This window comes from Polaromonas sp. P4_F6, assembly GCF_056401275.1.
This window is the reverse complement of sequence record NZ_JBFUJQ010000007.1, coordinates 204,191-220,455: the sequence shown is the minus strand read 5'-3', so window position 1 is coordinate 220,455 and position 16,265 is coordinate 204,191. Positions and strand designations below refer to the sequence as shown.

Genomic DNA, 16,265 nt, shown 5'->3' with positions numbered 1-16,265 from the left:
TCAAATTGGTTTAAATTGGGCTGATTCAAGGTGGATCACGCCAACCATCTTGCTATGATTTGGCATTCAAGGGAACAAGCAATGGACAACGCGGCGGTACTGAAGGACGCAATCCTGGACAAGCTCAATTCAGGCGAATGGGCGCCCGGGCACCGGATTGATACGGAGCGGCATCTCAGCGAGTCTTTCAACATCGGCAGGTCCACGGTACGGCGGGTTTTGGCACAGCTGAAAACGGCCGGGCTCATCACCCAGACCGTGGGAAGCGGAACCTATGTCAGCAAGGACTTCCAGCCGCAAGCCATGGCGCCGGTTGCCGCGGCTGGCTTCACCGAGGCGCTGGCGGGCATTTCCAGCAATATCAGTCCCGCCGAATTGATGGAATTCAGGTTTGCGATCGAGCCCAGCATTGTCGAGATGGTGATTCGCAACGCCTCCCAAAGCGACTTCGCGAAGATGCTGCACTGCTGCGACAAGGCGGAGGCGGCCCAAAGCATGGAAGAGTTCGAAGTCTGGGACGGAAGGCTGCACGAAACCATCGCGCTGGCGGCCCACAACTCCCTGGTCACCCATGTTTTCCAGTTGATCAACCGGGCGCGCGACCAGGATGACTGGGGCGCGCTCAAACGCCGCAGCCTGACGCCGGACAGGCGCCTGTCCTACCAGGCGGAACACCGCCAGCTGGTCAATGCACTGGCGGACCGCGACCTGGAGCGCGCCATCAGTTACACCAGGGAGCATTTGCTGCATGTGCGGCGAAACCTGCTGGGCTCCTGAGGGATCACTCCGCCGGCATACGCGCACGCCCTGCCAAGGGCTCGTTCAGGCCTGCACGTAGTTCAAGAGAATCTTCGTGAGCGCTTCAGGCGCCAGCCGCGGAACATCGTGCGCGCATTCAAGCCGATGTGTGGCCCATCCAGGGTCCAGCCGCAGGCGCTCGTACAACGCGACGAAGGGGCTGCCCTCCCAGCCGAAGGCCGCGACAAAGGCTTTGCCGGGGACCTGGCGCCAATCGCCGGTCAATTTGATGGCCTGCAGAAAGGTGGCCATGGGATGGGGGCGGCATCGCTTGTCGAGATGGGCGGCCGGTGCGCAGCACAAGCCGTCCGCGGCCGCGCCGGCGATGAAGCGCTCCCGGTAGTTCGGGGTGGTGAGCGACCAGAGCGAGGCACCGTTGTCGGGCACATAGGCATCGACATACACAAGGGCCTTGACGCCCGAGGGGAGCCGGTCCGCCGCGCCGGTGATGACCATGCCGCCATACGAATGGCCGACAAGTACGGCAGGCGTATCGTGCGCTCGAAGCGCCTGAATCACCTCGCTGATGTGGGTGTCGAGATTGGCGCCATGAGAGGGCTCGTCACCCAGTCCGGATAGCGTGAGCGCCTGGACTTCGTGGCCTTCATGGGATAGCGCCTTGCTGACCGCCTCAAAGGCCCAGCCCCCATGCCAGCCACCCGGCACCAAAACAAACCTTGCCATCCTGTTTGTCCTCTCGCATGAAACAGCGGGGCAATGCCTCGCTCACACGGCAGCGCGCGCCTTGCTGGGCGGGTGGCCTATGACACGCTTGAATGCCCGGCTGAAGGAGGCTTCGGAGTCGAAACCCAGCCGGTCGGCGGCCGTGGTGACGCGCATGCCGTCCTGCGCGATCCAGTTGCGGGCCTGGAACATGCGGATGCGGGCCACGTAGCGGGCAGGGCTCTCCCCCACCGATTCCTTGAAGGCCTGGGCAAACCGAGAGCGCGAGGCGCCCATGATGTTCGCCAGTTCCGGCACGCTCCAGTCCTGCTCGGGCGAGGCGTGGATGGCGGCCAGCACCTTGCCCACGCCGGGCGAGCGCAGTGCCGCGATCCAGCCTGTCGAGTTGCTGCACGCGCATTCCACCCAGGCACGGATGATGCTCGCGGCCAGCACGTCGGCCATGCGGGCCAGGATGCCGCAAGCGCCTATGCGGTTGAGCGAGGCTTCGCGCTCCATGGCCTCCAGCAGCATGGGCACGCCCGGGTCGCGCTGGGCCAGCTCGCTGGCGCGTATCACCTCCGGCATCATGGCCAGCAAGGGGTGCAGGGGGTCGAGGTTAAAGGTCATGCTGCCGCAGAACATGGTGTGGGACGGTGTTTGCGCCGCGGGCGTTGCATCGCGCAGCAGGTAGATGTCGTCCGCGAGCCGCTGGCGGTCAAAGCTCGCGAGGTCCAGCGGCGGCACCTCGGGTGAGCTGGCCAGGGTATGGGCCGTGCCGCGCGGCAGCAGCACCGCGTCACCGGCCTTCAGCGCCATCCAGCCGGATTGCGGCGTGTGCATCCAGCAGTCTCCGCTGACAACGAAGTGAAAGCGCGCGGCGGGCTGCGCGTCAAAGGAAATGGCCCAGGGCGCGTGCACGAGGCAGCGGCCGTACTCGACGCCCTCCAGGCGCAGGCCGAGCAGGACCTGGGTGAGGGGATCAGGGCCCGCAGCGGGCAGACCCCCGTATTCATGGGGAGGCTGAACGACGGGCGTGAAAGTTCTGGAGGAATCGTCAAGCATTTCGGCTCTTTCGCCATGGAAAGCTGTCGATGCTAGGCCTAAGCTGGCAACCCTGTCTCCAACAAGGCTTCAAGGCTTCATATCCCATGTCATCCAACTCCTGCTCTGCCTGCCTGGATCCACTGTCCGCAGGCGCTCCTCCCGCCAACCATCCACCCGCCGAGGCCGCCGCGCTCTGGCCGGCGGTCGCGTCCCTCTCCCTGGGCGTGTTCGGCCTGGTCACGGCGGAATTCCTGCCGGCCAGCCTGCTGACCGCCATGGCGGCCGATCTGCACGTCACGGCGGGTGCCGCGGGCCAGGCCGTCACGGCCACGGCGCTGGTCGGCGCGGTGGCCGCGCCCACCATCCCCCTGCTGACGGCGCGCTTTGACCGCAAACGGGTGCTGCTGGCGCTCACCACGCTGCTGCTGGTGTCCAACCTGCTGGCCGCAACGGCCGGCTCGCTTTCGGTGCTGCTGTTCGCGCGTGTGGTGCTGGGTGTCGCGCTCGGTGGCTTCTGGTCCATGGCGGCGGCGCTGGCCATGCGCCTGGTGCCTGAGCGGCTCTTCCCGCGCGCGATGTCGCTGGTGCTGACCGGCGTCTCCATTGCCACCGTCTGCGCGGCGCCCGTGGGCGCCTGGATGGGCAGTCTCTGGGGATGGCGCAGCGCTTTTGTCGCGGCAGGCGTTGTCGGCTTGCTGGCCTTTGTGGTGCAGCTGGCGGCCTTGCCGGCCCTGCCACCGCGCGACCAGGCCAGCCTGAAGGGCCTGCGCGACCTGCTCACGCGCGGGCCGGTGCGCATTGCGCTGCTGGCGGTGCTGCTGGTCATATCCGGCCACTTCGCGGGCTTCACCTATATCCGGCCCGTGCTGGAAGACGTGACCAAACTGCCCGTGGCGGCGATTTCCGCCGTGCTGCTGGGCTACGGCATAGGCGGTTTCTTCGGGAACTTCGCGGGCGGCTGGCTGGCGGGGCACGGCGAGCGCTACGCCATCGTCGCCGGCAGCGCAATGATCGCCGTGCTGGCAGCTGCGCTGCTGGTGGGCGGCAGCTCCACCGTGGTCACCGCCGTGGCTGTGAGCTTGTGGGGCTTCGCCTTCGGCGCATTCCCGGTGGGCTTTCAGACCTGGATAGTGCGCGCCGCGCCCGACCAGGCGGAAGCCGCGGGCGGCTTGCTGGTCGCCGCCTTCCAGGTTGCGATTGCCACGGGCGCCATCGCGGGCGGCCTGATCGTCGACCGGACCGGCGCACTCGGCGCCCCCGCATTTGCCATGGTGGCCGTGGCCCTGGGCGGGCTGCTGGCCTGGCGGCGCGGCCCTGTTCCCGCCATGGCCGGGGTGCGAAGCTGATCATGACAAGTCCGCAAGCACACGCCCCCATCAACCGGCGCATCACTCTGGCGGCGCACCCGCGCGGCCTGCCCGTCGCGTCCGACTTCCACCTTGTGACCGGGCCCGTGCCGCGCCCGGGTGAAGGCCAGGTGCTCTTGCGAACGCAGTTCCTTTCGCTGGACCCGTATATGCGCAACTTGATGGACAAAACCGGGCCTGGGTACGCGCCACCCGTTCCGCTGGGCGGCACCATGCCGGGCGGCACCGTCAGCCGCGTCATCGAATCCAGGCATCCCGCCTATCGCAACGGTGAGCTGGTGCTCGCCAACAGCGGCTGGCAGGACTACGCCGTGAGCGACGGCAACGAGCTGCAGGCCCTGGGCGACATGGCCAGGCCTTCGCTGGCGCTGGGCGCGCTCGGAATGCCGGGCTTCACGGCGCATGTCGGCCTGCTGGACATAGGCCGGCCCAAGGCCGGTGAAACCGTGGTGGTCGCCGCCGCGACCGGCGCGGTGGGCGCCATGGTCGGCCAGATCGCCAAACTCAAGGGCGCGCGCGTCGTGGGCATTGCCGGCGGTGCTGACAAGTGCCGGCAGGCCGTAGCCGAGCTGGGCTTTGATGCCTGCATTGACAGGCACGAGCCCTTGTTTGCGGCGCAGCTTGCCGCCGCATGCCCGGCCGGCATAGACGTGTACTTTGAGAACGTCGGCGGTGAGGTGCTGCTGGCGGTGCTTCCGCTGCTCAATATCGGCGCCCGCATGCCGGTGTGCGGTTTTGTCGCGCATTACAACGACGCGGCAGGTTCATCCGGCGCCAATCACATGCCGCAGTTCCTGGCCGCCATCCTGCAAAAGCGGGTGCAGGTTCATGGCTTCATCATTCTTGACCACTACGGCCCGCGCTTTGATGTGTTCCGCCGCGACATGGAGCAATGGGTCGACAACGGGCAGATCCAGGCGCGGGAAAGCGTTGTAGACGGCCTTTTAAATGCGCCCGCCGCTTTGTCAGACCTGCTGCAGGGCCGGCACGCCGGCAAGGTGGTCGTGCGCCTGGAGGCGTAGCGGCGCATAGCGCCGCACCGAAAGGTCGTCGGCGCGGATCTCGGGTGCGCGGCCGCTCAAACTTTCCCGGTCGCGCTGAAGCCCTCGCTTGTTTTGGCGGTAAATTGCTGTTGTCCAGACCCCTGTCCCAAGAGCCAGCGCCAAAAACATGACCCGCCCCATTTCACTCGCCGCCCTGACCGTGCTGGAGCTGACGCCACCCGAGATGGTGAGCTGCGCCTTTGATGCCGGCTTCAGCCATGTCGGCATTCGCCTGCTGCCCGCAACGCCCACCGAGCCGCAATACGACATCGTGGGAGACACGGCTATGCTGCGCGAAGTCGAGGCTCGCCTGGCGGACACCGGCGTCAAGGTGCTCGATGTGGAGATCTTTCGTCTCAAGCCCGACACCCGGATCGGCGACTACGAAGCCGCGATGGCCACCGCCGCCCGGCTGGGCGCAAGCGAGTTGCTCGTGGCCGGCAACGATTCCGATGAGGCCCGGCTGACCGACACCTTCGCCGCATTCTGCGACCTCGCCGGGCGCTATGGGCTGGCCCCCTCCCTGGAGTTCATGCCCTGGACCGACGCGAAAGACCTGGCCCAGGCCGCGCGCATTGTCGAGCACGCCGGCCGCGGCAACGCGGGTGTGCTGATCGATGCTTTCCACCTGAGCCGCTCGCGCAGCCGCATCACGGACATCGCCAACATCCCGCCCTCGCGTTTGCGCTTCATGCAGCTGTGTGACGTGCCCGCGGCCATTCCGCCGACGATGGACGCCATCCTCGCCGAGGCCCGCGGCGAGCGCCTGTTTCCCGGTGATGGCGAGGTGGACCTGCCCGGCCTTCTGCGCGCGGCGCCGCGCGACATCCCGCTCAGCCTCGAAGTGCCGGCGCATACGCTGGCGCTCACTGTCGGCGCCACGGAACGTGCGCGGCGGGCGCTTGCCGCCACGCGGCGTGTGCTGGCCCGGCTTGCGGCGTGAGGAAGGAGAGCGCCCCCTCGCCGTGCCGCCCGCGCGGCTTCACAGGCGGGCTTTGTAGGCGGCGGGGGTCTCGCCAAAGGTGCGGCGGAAAAGCGTGATGAAGGCGCTCGCGGTGGAATAGCCCAGGTCCAGGGCCACCGTCGTCACGGCGGCGCCCGCCGCCAGCATTTCAAGCGACCGCATCAAGAGGGCACGCTGCCGCCATTCCGTGAAGTTGAAGCCTGTCTCGGCAACAAAGCGCCTGGTCAAGGTGCGCGTACTCACGGCCGCGAAATCAGCCCAGTGCGCCATGTCGCGATCATCCGCCGGATCCGCGATCAGGGCGCGAGCGACACGCTGCAGGCGCGGGTCTTTCGGCAAAGGCAGGCCGAGCGGCTCAACAGGCAGTGTCCGGATTTCGTCCAGGATGACGCCGGCAAGGTGCGCCTGCGCGCCGCTCAGGGGTTCACTGGCATTGACAGGCCAGCGTGCGGCGCGAAGCACGGCTTCACGCAGCAGCCCGGACAAGCGGATGGTGCAAGGCTGTGGCGGCAAGTCGCCGCAGGCGGACTCCGCAACATACACGCTCCAGCCGTGAAAAGGCCCATGCGTGCGTCCGGAATGCATTTGGCGAGGCGGCAGCCACACAGCGTGGATCGCCGGCACCAGCCAGACCCCTTCCTGCACACCCACGGACAACAAACCACGCATGGAACCGAAAAGCTGGCCGCGCGCATGCTGGTGCGGCTGCGCCGCCAGCTCATCCTCATGGCGGCCTTCCGCGGCAAAAAGCACCGGGCCGCCCGCCAGGTTGATGTAGTCGTCCAGGTGGCTCATGGGGTCGTGCATGGCGGATTTGAGATATTGAATGGCCGATACAGTTTACGGGAGCCATTGAATCGTGCTTAGGCTTGGGGTCTTCTACTTCTTCTACTTCTTTTACTTCTTCTACTTTTAAGAAGGCCCTCTCATGAAGACACAAAACGCCGGATCGCCCACCCAAGACGCGACCCCAGCGAAGCCCCGGCAAGCGCAAGCGGACGCCCAAGTGCCGCAAGCTGATCTCGACGCGCTCTATGCGCCGCCGTCCGAAAGAATCCAGCGTGCCGTGCTGGACCACCTGGTCGACTTTCACAAGGCATACCTGCGCAAAGCCACATTCTTTTGCCTGGCGACGGGGAGCGAGCATGGATTGGACGCCTCGCCGCGCGGCGGCCCGCCCGGCTTTGTTCACGTACTCGACGACAACACGGTCGCATTTGCCGACTGGCCGGGCAACAACCGGATCGAATCATTGCGAAACCTGCAGCGCGACCGGCGGCTTGCAATGGTCTTTCTGTTCCCGGGGCTGGAGATCTTTCTTCGCATCAACGGCCGGGGACGCGTCTCTACCGATCATGACTTGTTGTCCGATCTTCGCGAAGGGATGCGCACACCCAAGGCAGCAACCGTCGTGCAGATCGACGAGGTGCTGTTCCACTGCGGCAAGGCCGTCAATCGTGCCCAGCTCTGGGAGCACAGCTCAAGGCTGGATCGCGACACCTTGCCCACAGTGGGTGACATGCTCGCGGCCATCAGCCGGCTCCACGATGCCTCCAGCGATCTCGATGACGCGCAGGTTCAGCAAATCAACAAACACTACGATCAATCAGTGCGCAATGACCTGTACTGAAGGTCGACTGCCATTCGACTGTCGCGCTATTTGCAAGATTGGGGGAGGATTTGTGTGGCCGCATAACTTCGCTGCGCGAAGTGAGCGTCCACCAAACCCCGCAGTGCGCTTGTTCTGGGCAATAGTCGTAAACAAGTTCACAAGCAGTTAGTCGAATTGGACCGCCCCCCAAGGGCCGGCCCATGGCCGTGATTCCGGCTGCGCATAACGCTGCACCGAAAGGTCGTCGGCGCGGATCTCGGGTGCGCGGCCGCTCATGACATCGGCCAGCAGGCGCGCGGAGCCGCAGGCCATGGTCCAGCCCAGCGTGCCGTGGCCGGTGTTGAGGTAGAGATTGGGCAGCGGCGTGCGGCCCACCAGCGGTGTGCCGTCCGGGGTCATGGGCCGCAGGCCGGTCCAGAAGGTGGCGTCCTCGACATGGCCGGCGCCGGGGAACAGGTCGTTCAGGCACAGTTCCAGCGTTTCGCGGCGCCGCGGGTTCAGGCGCAGGTCAAAGCCGCGCAGTTCCGCCATGCCGCCCACGCGGATGCGGCGGTCAAAACGGGTGATGGCAATCTTGTAGCTCTCGTCCAGCACGGTCGACACCGGCGCGCGGCCCGCGTCGGCGATGGGTACGGTGATCGAATAGCCCTTGACCGGATAGACGGGGATCTTCAAGGCCTCGCCCAGCATGGCCGTGGAATACGAACCCAGCGCCATCACATAGGCATCGGCTTTCAGCAGGCGGCCGCCCTGCAGCACGCCGGCCACCTGGCCGGCACAGACTTCGACACGGTCTATGGCCTCGCCGAAAGAAAAACGCACGCCCATGGATTGGGCCAGGTGGCCGATACCGGTGGTAAACAAGTGGCAGTCGCCGGTTTCGTCGCCGGGCAGGCGCAGGCCGCCCACCAGCGGCCCGGTGGCGATGGCCGGTTCGGCGCGCAGCAGGTCTTCGGGGCCCAGCAGTTCATAGGGTACGCCCGCGGCGCGCAGCACGGCCACGTCCTTGCCGACAGCATCGAGCTGCGCCTGGGTGCGGAACACCTGCAGTGTGCCGCCCTCGCGGCCTTCATAGCGCAGGCCGGTGCCCTCGCGCAGCTGCGCCAGGCAGTCGCGGCTGTACTCGGCCAGCCGCACCATGCGCTCCTTGTTGACCGCATAGCGCCGCGGGCTGCAGTTGCGCAGCATCTGCCACATCCAGCGCAGCTGGTCCATGCTGCCGTCCAGGCCTATGGCCAGCGGCGCATGCTTCTGGAACATCCAGCGCAGCGCCTTGAGCGGCACGCCGGGCGCGGCCCAGGGTGCGGCATAACCCGGCGACACCTGGCCGGCATTGGCAAAACTTGTCTCGCGCGCGGGGCCGGCCTGTCGGTCGACCACCGTCACCTCATGGCCCGCCCGGGCCAGGTAGTAGGCCGTGGTGGTACCGATCACGCCGGCGCCCAGAACAAGTACTTTCATGTTCGCTCCTCAAACTGCAAGAAACACAAGGCGTGCGCAGGTCGAGGTGCCAAGCGAGAGCACTCGCGGAACCGGCTTTGCCGGGCCGCAGGGTGCGCCCCCTTGAGGGGGAGGCGCCGAAGGCGCTTCGGGGGTGTCACGCTAATCCACCTTGGCAGAGGTACTTGGTGTGCAGGTAGTCGTCCAGGCCCCAGTGCGAGCCTTCGCGGCCGTAGCCCGATTCCTTCACGCCACCGAAGGGCGCAGCCTGCGCGGCGATGGCGCCTTCGTTGATGCCGACCATGCCGGTCTCCAGCGCAGAGGCCACGCGCCAGATGCGCTTGACGTCGTTCGAATAGAAGTAACCGGCCAGGCCGTAAGGCGTGTCGTTGGCCAATGCGACAACTTCCTCTTCGGTCGCGAAGGGGAAGATGGCGGCCACGGGGCCGAAGGTTTCCTCGCAGGACAGGGCCATCTCTTTGGTGGCACCGGTCAGCACCGTGGGCGCGTAGTAGTTGGGCCCGGTGGCCACGTCGTTGCGCACGCGGCAACCGCCCACCACCGCCTTGGCGCCCTTGGCCACGGCGTCGTTCACATGGCGCTCTATCTTGTCCAGCGCACGGGCATTGATCATGGGACCGATCTCGGCCTGCGGCCAGGTTGCGGGACCGACCTTCAGCGCGCCCACGCGGGCCGCCAGCTTGTCGACAAAACGGTCGTGCACCGTCTGGTGGACGTACACGCGGTTGGGGCTCACGCAGGTCTGGCCGCCGTTGCGGAATTTCGAGGCCATCAGGCCTTCGACGGCCGCGTTGATGTCGGCATCTTCGAACACGATGAAGGGCGCGTTGCCGCCCAGCTCCAGCGACAGCTTTTTGAGCGTGGTGGCGGACTCACGCGCCAGCAGCTTGCCCACCGGCGTGCTGCCGGTGAAGCTGATCTTGCGCACGCGCCCGTCGGCCAGCCATTCGCCGACCACTTCCGGCGTGCGATCGCGCGAGGCGGGCACGATGTTGAGCACGCCCGGTGGCACGCCCGCTTCCTCGGCCAGCTTCACCAGCGCCAGCGATGTCAGCGGCGTGTCTTCGGCGGGCTTGGCGACCACGGTGCAGCCGGCGGCCAGCGCGGGCGCAATCTTGCGCGCGATCATCGCGGCCGGGAAATTCCAGGGCGTGACCACGGCCACGACACCGACGGCTTCCCGCAGCACGATGTATCGCTTGGAGGTGACGGGCGCGGCGATGACTTCACCGTGGGCACGCACACCCTCTTCCGCGAACCATTCGACATAACCCGCGGCATAGGCGATCTCGCCGCGCGATTCGGCCAGCGGCTTGCCCTGCTCGCGAGAGATCAGCGCGGCCAGCGGCTCCACGTCGCGCTCTATCAGAGCCTGCCATTTCTTGAGGATCAGGCAACGCTCGCGCGGCGGGCGCGCCTTCCAGGCGTGCAGCGCCCCGGCCGCGGCATCGGCGGCCAGGCGCGCATCGGCGGCGCCGCCATCGGCGATGGTGGCGATCAGGCTGTCGTCGGCCGGGTTGCGCACCTCGAATTGGCGGGCGTCCTGGGCCGCTTGCCAGCGGCCTTCAATGAAGTTCAGTGTTTCCATGTCGGTTCAGTTCAGTTCAGTTCAGTTCGGTTCAGGGCAATTCAATTCGTATGCAACGGCCGCGGATCAGGCCGTGCATTCCTGCGGCTGCGCCTTGGTCTTTTGCAGCTGCAGCAGTTCGTCGGCGCTGCGGTGGCAAAACACCTCCACCCCACCTTCGAGCTCGCGCCGCGGCGGCGTCTTGCTGTCGCACAGGCCGGCCACACGCAAGGGACAGCGGTCCAGGAAGCTGCAGATGCCCGCGCGGTCTACGGGCGCCTGCACCAGCGGCAGGGCCGCGCGCTGCGCCGCCCCGACTTCTTCCAGCCAGCCCTGGCGCAATTCCGGAACGGAGTTCGCCAGCAGATGGAAGTAGGGATGGCGCGGCGCATGCGCGAAAGCCGAGCGGGTCAGCGACTCGACCTTCTGGCCGGCATACAGCACCACGATCTCGTCGCACACGGCCCGCACGGTGTTCATGTCGTGGCTGATGAACATGTAGGACACGCCGAGCTCCTTGCGCAGCTGTGCCAGCAGGTCGAGGATGGCGGCGCCCACCACGGTGTCCAGCGCCGAGGTCACTTCATCGCACAGAATCAGGTCGGGGTCGGCAGCCAGCGCGCGCGCCAGGTTGACGCGCTGCTTCTGTCCGCCGGACAGCCCCACGGGCAAGCGCCGTGCGCAAGCCTGCGGCAGTTGCACCAGGTCCAGCAGCTGCGCGATGCGCTTGTCCAGCGCCTCGCCCTTCAGGCCACGGTACAGCTGCAGCGGCCTGGCGAGGATGTCGGCGATGGTGTGCGAAGGATTGAGCGCCGTGTCCGCCATCTGGAACACGATCTGGATGCGGCGCAGTTCCTCGGGCGTTCGCTGCGATACCAGGCGCGGCAGCGGCTTGCCGTCGAACATGATCTGGCCGCCGGCGGGGCCTATCAGCCCGGCGACCACGCGCGCCAGCGTGGTCTTGCCTGAGCCCGATTCACCGATCACACCGATGGCCTGGCCGCGGTACAGGCGCAGGCTCACGTCGTCGAGCACCGGGGAGGCGGGCCGGCCGTGCTTGTCCAGCGGGCCGTAGCCGGCGACCAGGTTGCGCACTTCCAGCAGCGGCGTGGCGCCCTCGGCGTGCGCCTCACCGGTGCGCGCCTTGGGGTTGGCGGCGGCGATCAGGCTGCGCGTGTAGTCGTCTTTCGGTGTGGTGATGATCTGTTGCGTGGTGCCAATCTCGCGCTCGGCACCGTCGCGCAGCACCAGGATGCGGCCGGCCATCTGGGCCACCACCGCCAGGTCGTGGGTGACATAAACCGCCGTGGTCTTGCGCTCGCGCACCACGCGGCGGAAGGCGTGCAGCACCTCGATCTGGGTGGTGACGTCCAGGGCCGTGGTGGGCTCGTCGAAGATCACCAGGTCCGGGTCGCTCATCAGCGCCATCGCGGCCATCAACCGCTGCAACTGCCCGCCCGAAACCTGGTGCGGGTAGCGCTGGCCTATGGTGTCGGGCTGCGGCAGCGCCAGCTCGCGGAACAGCGTCACGGCTTTTTTCTCGGCCTCGGCGCGCGGCATCAGCGAGTGGATGTGCGCGGTCTCGACCACCTGGTCCATGATGGTACGCGAGGGGTTGAACGAAGCGGCAGCGCTCTGCGCGATGTACGAAACGCGGCGGCCGCGCAGCCGGCGGCGTTCGGATTCGGTGAGCGCCAGCACGTCGGTGTCGCCGATGCGCACGCTGCCCCCGGCGATGCGGCAGCCGCTGCGCGCGTAGCCCATGAGGGCCAGGCCTATGGTGGTCTTGCCGGAGCCGGACTCACCGATCAGCGCCAGCACTTCGCCGGGTTCGATGCGGAAGGACACGCCTTTGACAATTTCCGTTTCGCCGCCGCCGGCGGCCTGCGCGACCACGCGCAGTTCTTTGACAAGGACAGTAGCGCCCATTAATGTTTCTCCCGATCGGCGTCGGTGTGGCCCGGCAAGTTGTCGATCACAAGGTTGATCGCGATCGTCAGCACGGCGATCGCAAGGGCGGGGGCAAGCACCGAAACGCCGCCCACCGGCAAGGCGCCCAGGTTCTCGCGCACCAGCGAGCCCCAATCGGCCATGGGCGGCTGCACGCCCAGGCCCAGGAAGCTCAGGCTCGCCAGCAGGCGCAGGGCGTAGACAAAACGCAGCCCCATGTCGGCCAGCAGCGGGCCGGTGATGTTGGGCAGGATTTCGCGGCGCATGATGTAGGCGTGGCGCTCGCCGCGGGCGCGGGCCACCAGCACGTAGTCCATGGCGTTGATGTTCACGGCCAGCGAGCGGATGATGCGGTAGGCGCCCGGCATGTAGACGATGGCCGTCACCGCAATGAGCAGCGGGACCGAGGAGCCGAAGCCGGCAATGATCACCAGCGCGAACATCTTGCTCGGGATGGAGACCAGGGTGTCGAGCACGCGGCTGAGCGCCGCGTCGACCGCGCCGCCCGTCACGGCGGCCAGCAGGCCGAGCACCGCCCCTACGCCGCAGGCGATCAGCGTCGCAATGAAAGCCACGCCTATGGTGTAGGGCGTGCCCGCAACGATGCGCAGGAGCATGTCGCGGCCCAGGTAGTCGGTGCCCAGCCAGTGCTGCGCGCTCATGCCCTGGAAGACGCCGGCATCGGACATCTCGCCGAGCGCGTTGTCAGGCACGAAGCAGGCGTAGATCGCCACGGCCACCCAGAAGGCCAGCACGGCCAGGCCGAACTTGCCGGCACGGGACCAGCCCGAGAGCCAGGCGCGGCGCTTCGTGGCCGCCGTCGAAGGTACAAGAGTGGCGACGTTCATTGGTGCCTCAATCGTGGGTTGGCAACGATGCCGCACACGTCGGCAAGCATCACCAGGATCAGGTAGGCGGCGCAGAAGATCATGGCGCAGGCCTGTACCAGGGGCATGTCCCGTTGGGAGACGGCGTCCACCATGAGCTTGGCGATGCCCGGGTAATTGAAGATCACCTCAACAATGATCACACCGCCCAACAGGTACGAGAGGCTGAGCGCCACCGCGTTGGCGATGGGGCCGATGGCATTGGGCAGCGCGTGGAACAGCACGGTGCGCGCGGCACTCGCGCCTTTGAGCCGCACCATCTCGATATAGGCCGCCGCCATCTGGTCGATGACGGCCGCGCGCGTCATGCGCAGCATCTGCGCCACGATCACGCTGCCCAGGCTGAGCACCGGCAAGGCGAAGGAGCGCAGCATTTCGCCCGGCGAGGAAATGTTGACATCGTAGGAGAGCGCAGGCAGCCATTTGAGCTGCACCGCGAACACCAGCACGGCCAGCGTGGCCACCAGGAATTCCGGTACCGACACGACAGCCACCGTCGCCATGCTGATGAAGCGATCGAAGGCCGATCCGCGCCGCAAGGCGCACAGGATGCCCAGGCCCAGGGCCAGCGGCACGGAAAATGCCGTCGTCACCGCGGCCAGCAGCAGCGAGGCGGGCAGGCGGCTGTTAACGGCCTCACCCACCGGCATGCCGGTGACCACCGACTTGCCCGCATCGCCCCTGGCCATGCCGCCCAGCCAGTCGAAGTAGCGCAGCACCGCGCTGCGGTCCAGGCCCATCTCCTTGCGCAGCGCCGCCACCGCCTCGGGCGTGGCGTCCTGCCCCAGCTTCTCTTCGGCCGCATCGCCCGGCAGCACGGCGGTGATGGCAAACACCACCGCCGACACCGCCAGCAGCGAAGCCAGGCCGGCAACAATCCGGTTGGCCACTAATTTAAGGATGGTAAGGTTCATTGCGTTTTTTCCGTTCCAAGTGCCCGCGCGGAACCGGCTTTGCCGGGCCGCAGAGGTGCCTTGCAGGCCGCGTGGCTGCCAGAGGCAGCCACTGCTCGACCCGTCCAGACCGACGCAGGTCGGTCTGGAGCCGCGGGTCTCGCCCCCCTTGAGGGAGCCGCGAGGCCAAAGGCGCTTCGGGGGTGTTTCAAGTGTCCAACCAGACGTGTTCCGCGAAACTCGACCCCATCATCCCGCCCAGCGGGATCGCCTGCAAGCCCTTGAGCTTCTTGCTGTGGCCGTCCAGGCTGGAGAGGAACATCGGAATGCCGATACCGCCTTCGTTGTGGATCAGGACCTGCATGTCGGCGTACATCTGGGTGCGCTTGGCCTGGTCGGTTTCGCCGCGCGCGGCCACCAGCAACTGGTCGAACTTCTCGTTCTTCCAGCCGGACTCGTTGGTGGGAGAGTCGGACTTGAAGAACAGGGTCAGCGCCAGGTCGGCCGTGGGGCGCGTGTTGATGTTGCCGAAATTGACCGGGTGCTTCATCCAGTGCTGCGACCAGTAGCCGTCGGCCGGCATGTTGCGCACGTCCAGGTTCAGGCCGGCCTGCCGCGCCGCATGCTGCAGCACCAGGGCCATCTCCACCGAGCTGGTGGCGGCCGTTGAGGCCACCACGGGGATGGCGGCGCTGCCCAGATTGGCCTTTTGCAAGTGCCACTTCGCCTTCTCGGGATCGTAGGGGCGCTGCTTCAGGCCCTTGAAGAAGAAGCGGTCGCCCGGATTGATGGGCTGGTCGTTCGCCACGACGCCACGGCCCAGCTGGATGGACTTGAGCATCTGCTCGCGGTTGAACAGCAGCTTCATGGCCATCACGAAGTCCGGGTTGGCGCCCGGGCCGCTGTCGCGCCGCATGATCAGGTCGGTGTACGAAACGCCCTTGGTTTCGAAGATAACGGCCTTGCCGCTGGCGTTGACGCGGTCGATGGAGCGCGGGTTGACCCGGGCGATCAGATCAAGTTCGCCCGCCAGCAGCGCGTTCACGCGCGCCGTTTCGTCGCTGATGCCCACGTGCTCGATCTCGTCCAGGTAAGGCCGGTTGGGCTTCCAGTAGTTCTCGTTGCGCACGGCGATCGCGCGCACGCCGGGCTTGAACTCCTTGACCTTGTAGGGCCCCGTGCCAATGCCCGCGTTGAAATCGGTTGTGCCGTCCTTGACGATGTGGAAGTGGTAGGTGCCCAGGATGGCCGGCAGGTCGGCATTGGGCGCCACCAGGCGGATGGTGACTTCATTGGGGCCGGTGGCCGTCACGTCTTCGATCTGGTCGGCCAGCACCTTGGCCTTGGAGCCGATGGCCGGGTTCTTGTGGCGCATGATGGAGAACACCACGTCCGCCGGCGTGAGCGGCTTGCCGTCGTGGAAGGTGACGCCCTTGCGCAGCTTGAAGATCCAGGTCTTGGCGTCCTTGGTGCTGAACTCCTCGGCCAGCTGGGGCTGCGGTGTCAGGCTCCCGTTCAGGTAGGTCAATCCGTTGTAGAACATGAAGCCGCGGGAATAGTCGGTCGCGTTGCCCTGCTTGGCCGGGTCCAGGGTGTCGCTCACCCCGGAACTGGCTTCGGCGACCTTGATGCGGCCGCCCTTGCGCGGCGTTTGCGCATGCGCGCTGGTAGCAACGCCCGCGATGCCGCCGGCCAGCGTGGCCTGCATGCCGCCGGCCATCAGCATGGCCAGCACGTCGCGGCGGTTTGCACCGCGCTGCAGCGCACCAAGAATGCGCGTGCTCTCTTCAGGGCCGATCAGGCCGCTTAGTTGCTTCTTATCTGCCATGGTGTTCTCCTGGTTTCTCGTGGGGGGTAAAGGCATTGGAGCACCGCGCGGCCGGGGATATACCTTGATCGTACGGGGGTGCGTGGTTAAAACTGCGGTTTTGTGGACGGCCGGCGGCATGGTGTGCGGTGCGCTGCCGAACGTCCCGGAACCTGTTCGCGGCCTAACCGGGGCCGCGAACGGGT

14 protein-coding genes are annotated in these 16,265 nt (G+C 66.7%); 5 read left to right on the top strand and 9 right to left on the bottom strand.

The genetic code is table 11. The annotated features are described in order from the left end of the window. Positions 1-81: 81 nt before the first annotated feature. Positions 82-777, top strand: a complete 696-nt coding sequence (locus AC1DUN_RS17615; protein ID WP_477715086.1) for a FadR/GntR family transcriptional regulator — start codon at positions 82-84, stop codon at positions 775-777. Positions 778-822: 45 nt separating this feature from the next. Here the strand turns inward: AC1DUN_RS17615 and AC1DUN_RS17610 are convergent, their stop codons facing one another. Together AC1DUN_RS17610 and AC1DUN_RS17605 are read right to left on the bottom strand one after the other, a co-directional pair. After that, complete coding sequence (locus tag AC1DUN_RS17610; protein WP_477715085.1) at positions 823-1,482, bottom strand: alpha/beta fold hydrolase; 660 nt, start codon at positions 1,480-1,482, stop codon at positions 823-825. A 42-nt stretch (positions 1,483-1,524) separates the two neighbouring features. Further along, positions 1,525-2,526 carry an AraC family transcriptional regulator gene (locus AC1DUN_RS17605; RefSeq protein WP_477715084.1) on the bottom strand — a complete coding sequence of 334 codons (1,002 nt, stop codon included), beginning with the start codon at positions 2,524-2,526 and terminating at the stop codon, positions 1,525-1,527. 86 nt (positions 2,527-2,612) lie between these two features. Here AC1DUN_RS17605 and AC1DUN_RS17600 point away from each other — a divergent pair, with 86 nt between their 5' ends. The 3 genes from AC1DUN_RS17600 (at position 2,613) to AC1DUN_RS17590 (ending at position 5,861) form a co-directional block, all read left to right on the top strand. Further along, positions 2,613-3,854, top strand: coding sequence for an MFS transporter (locus tag AC1DUN_RS17600; RefSeq protein WP_477715083.1), 1,242 nt, complete (start codon positions 2,613-2,615; stop codon positions 3,852-3,854). Between the two features lie 2 nt (positions 3,855-3,856). After that, the gene (locus tag AC1DUN_RS17595) at positions 3,857-4,897 is read left to right on the top strand and encodes an NADP-dependent oxidoreductase (RefSeq protein ID WP_477715082.1); all 1,041 of its coding nucleotides are present in this window, start codon (positions 3,857-3,859) and stop codon (positions 4,895-4,897) included. A 148-nt stretch (positions 4,898-5,045) separates the two neighbouring features. Then, positions 5,046-5,861 carry a sugar phosphate isomerase/epimerase family protein gene (locus AC1DUN_RS17590; RefSeq protein WP_477715081.1) on the top strand — a complete coding sequence of 272 codons (816 nt, stop codon included), beginning with the start codon at positions 5,046-5,048 and terminating at the stop codon, positions 5,859-5,861. Between the two features lie 39 nt (positions 5,862-5,900). Here AC1DUN_RS17590 and AC1DUN_RS17585 read toward each other — a convergent pair whose 3' ends face one another. After that, on the bottom strand, positions 5,901-6,689 hold the full coding sequence (locus AC1DUN_RS17585; protein ID WP_477662779.1) for an AraC family transcriptional regulator: 789 nt from the start codon (positions 6,687-6,689) through the stop codon (positions 5,901-5,903). A 121-nt stretch (positions 6,690-6,810) separates the two neighbouring features. Here AC1DUN_RS17585 and AC1DUN_RS17580 point away from each other — a divergent pair, with 121 nt between their 5' ends. Then, positions 6,811-7,512 (top strand): MSMEG_1061 family FMN-dependent PPOX-type flavoprotein, encoded by a 702-nt coding sequence (locus AC1DUN_RS17580; protein ID WP_477715080.1) that lies wholly within the window; start codon positions 6,811-6,813, stop codon positions 7,510-7,512. Positions 7,513-7,659: 147 nt separating this feature from the next. On the opposite strand, the gene AC1DUN_RS17575 is transcribed toward AC1DUN_RS17580, so the two are convergent. From AC1DUN_RS17575 to AC1DUN_RS17550, 6 genes are all read right to left on the bottom strand, one after another. After that, positions 7,660-8,955: a D-amino acid dehydrogenase gene (locus AC1DUN_RS17575; RefSeq protein ID WP_477715079.1), complete on the bottom strand. Its 1,296-nt coding sequence runs from the start codon at positions 8,953-8,955 to the stop codon at positions 7,660-7,662. Between the two features lie 136 nt (positions 8,956-9,091). Beyond that, positions 9,092-10,543, bottom strand: coding sequence for an NAD-dependent succinate-semialdehyde dehydrogenase (locus tag AC1DUN_RS17570; RefSeq protein ID WP_477715078.1), 1,452 nt, complete (start codon positions 10,541-10,543; stop codon positions 9,092-9,094). A 66-nt stretch (positions 10,544-10,609) separates the two neighbouring features. Continuing rightward, positions 10,610-12,451, bottom strand: coding sequence for an ABC transporter ATP-binding protein (locus AC1DUN_RS17565; RefSeq protein WP_477715077.1), 1,842 nt, complete (start codon positions 12,449-12,451; stop codon positions 10,610-10,612). Continuing rightward, a complete protein-coding gene (locus AC1DUN_RS17560) occupies positions 12,451-13,320 on the bottom strand; it encodes an ABC transporter permease (protein WP_477715076.1) in 870 nt (289 codons plus the stop codon). Before AC1DUN_RS17560 ends, AC1DUN_RS17565 begins: the two co-directional genes overlap by 1 nt. Continuing rightward, the gene (locus tag AC1DUN_RS17555; RefSeq protein WP_477715075.1) at positions 13,317-14,273 is read right to left on the bottom strand and encodes an ABC transporter permease; all 957 of its coding nucleotides are present in this window, start codon (positions 14,271-14,273) and stop codon (positions 13,317-13,319) included. Before AC1DUN_RS17555 ends, AC1DUN_RS17560 begins: the two co-directional genes overlap by 4 nt. A 187-nt stretch (positions 14,274-14,460) precedes the next feature. Next, the gene (locus AC1DUN_RS17550; protein ID WP_477715074.1) at positions 14,461-16,080 is read right to left on the bottom strand and encodes an ABC transporter substrate-binding protein; all 1,620 of its coding nucleotides are present in this window, start codon (positions 16,078-16,080) and stop codon (positions 14,461-14,463) included. Positions 16,081-16,265: the final 185 nt, after the last annotated feature.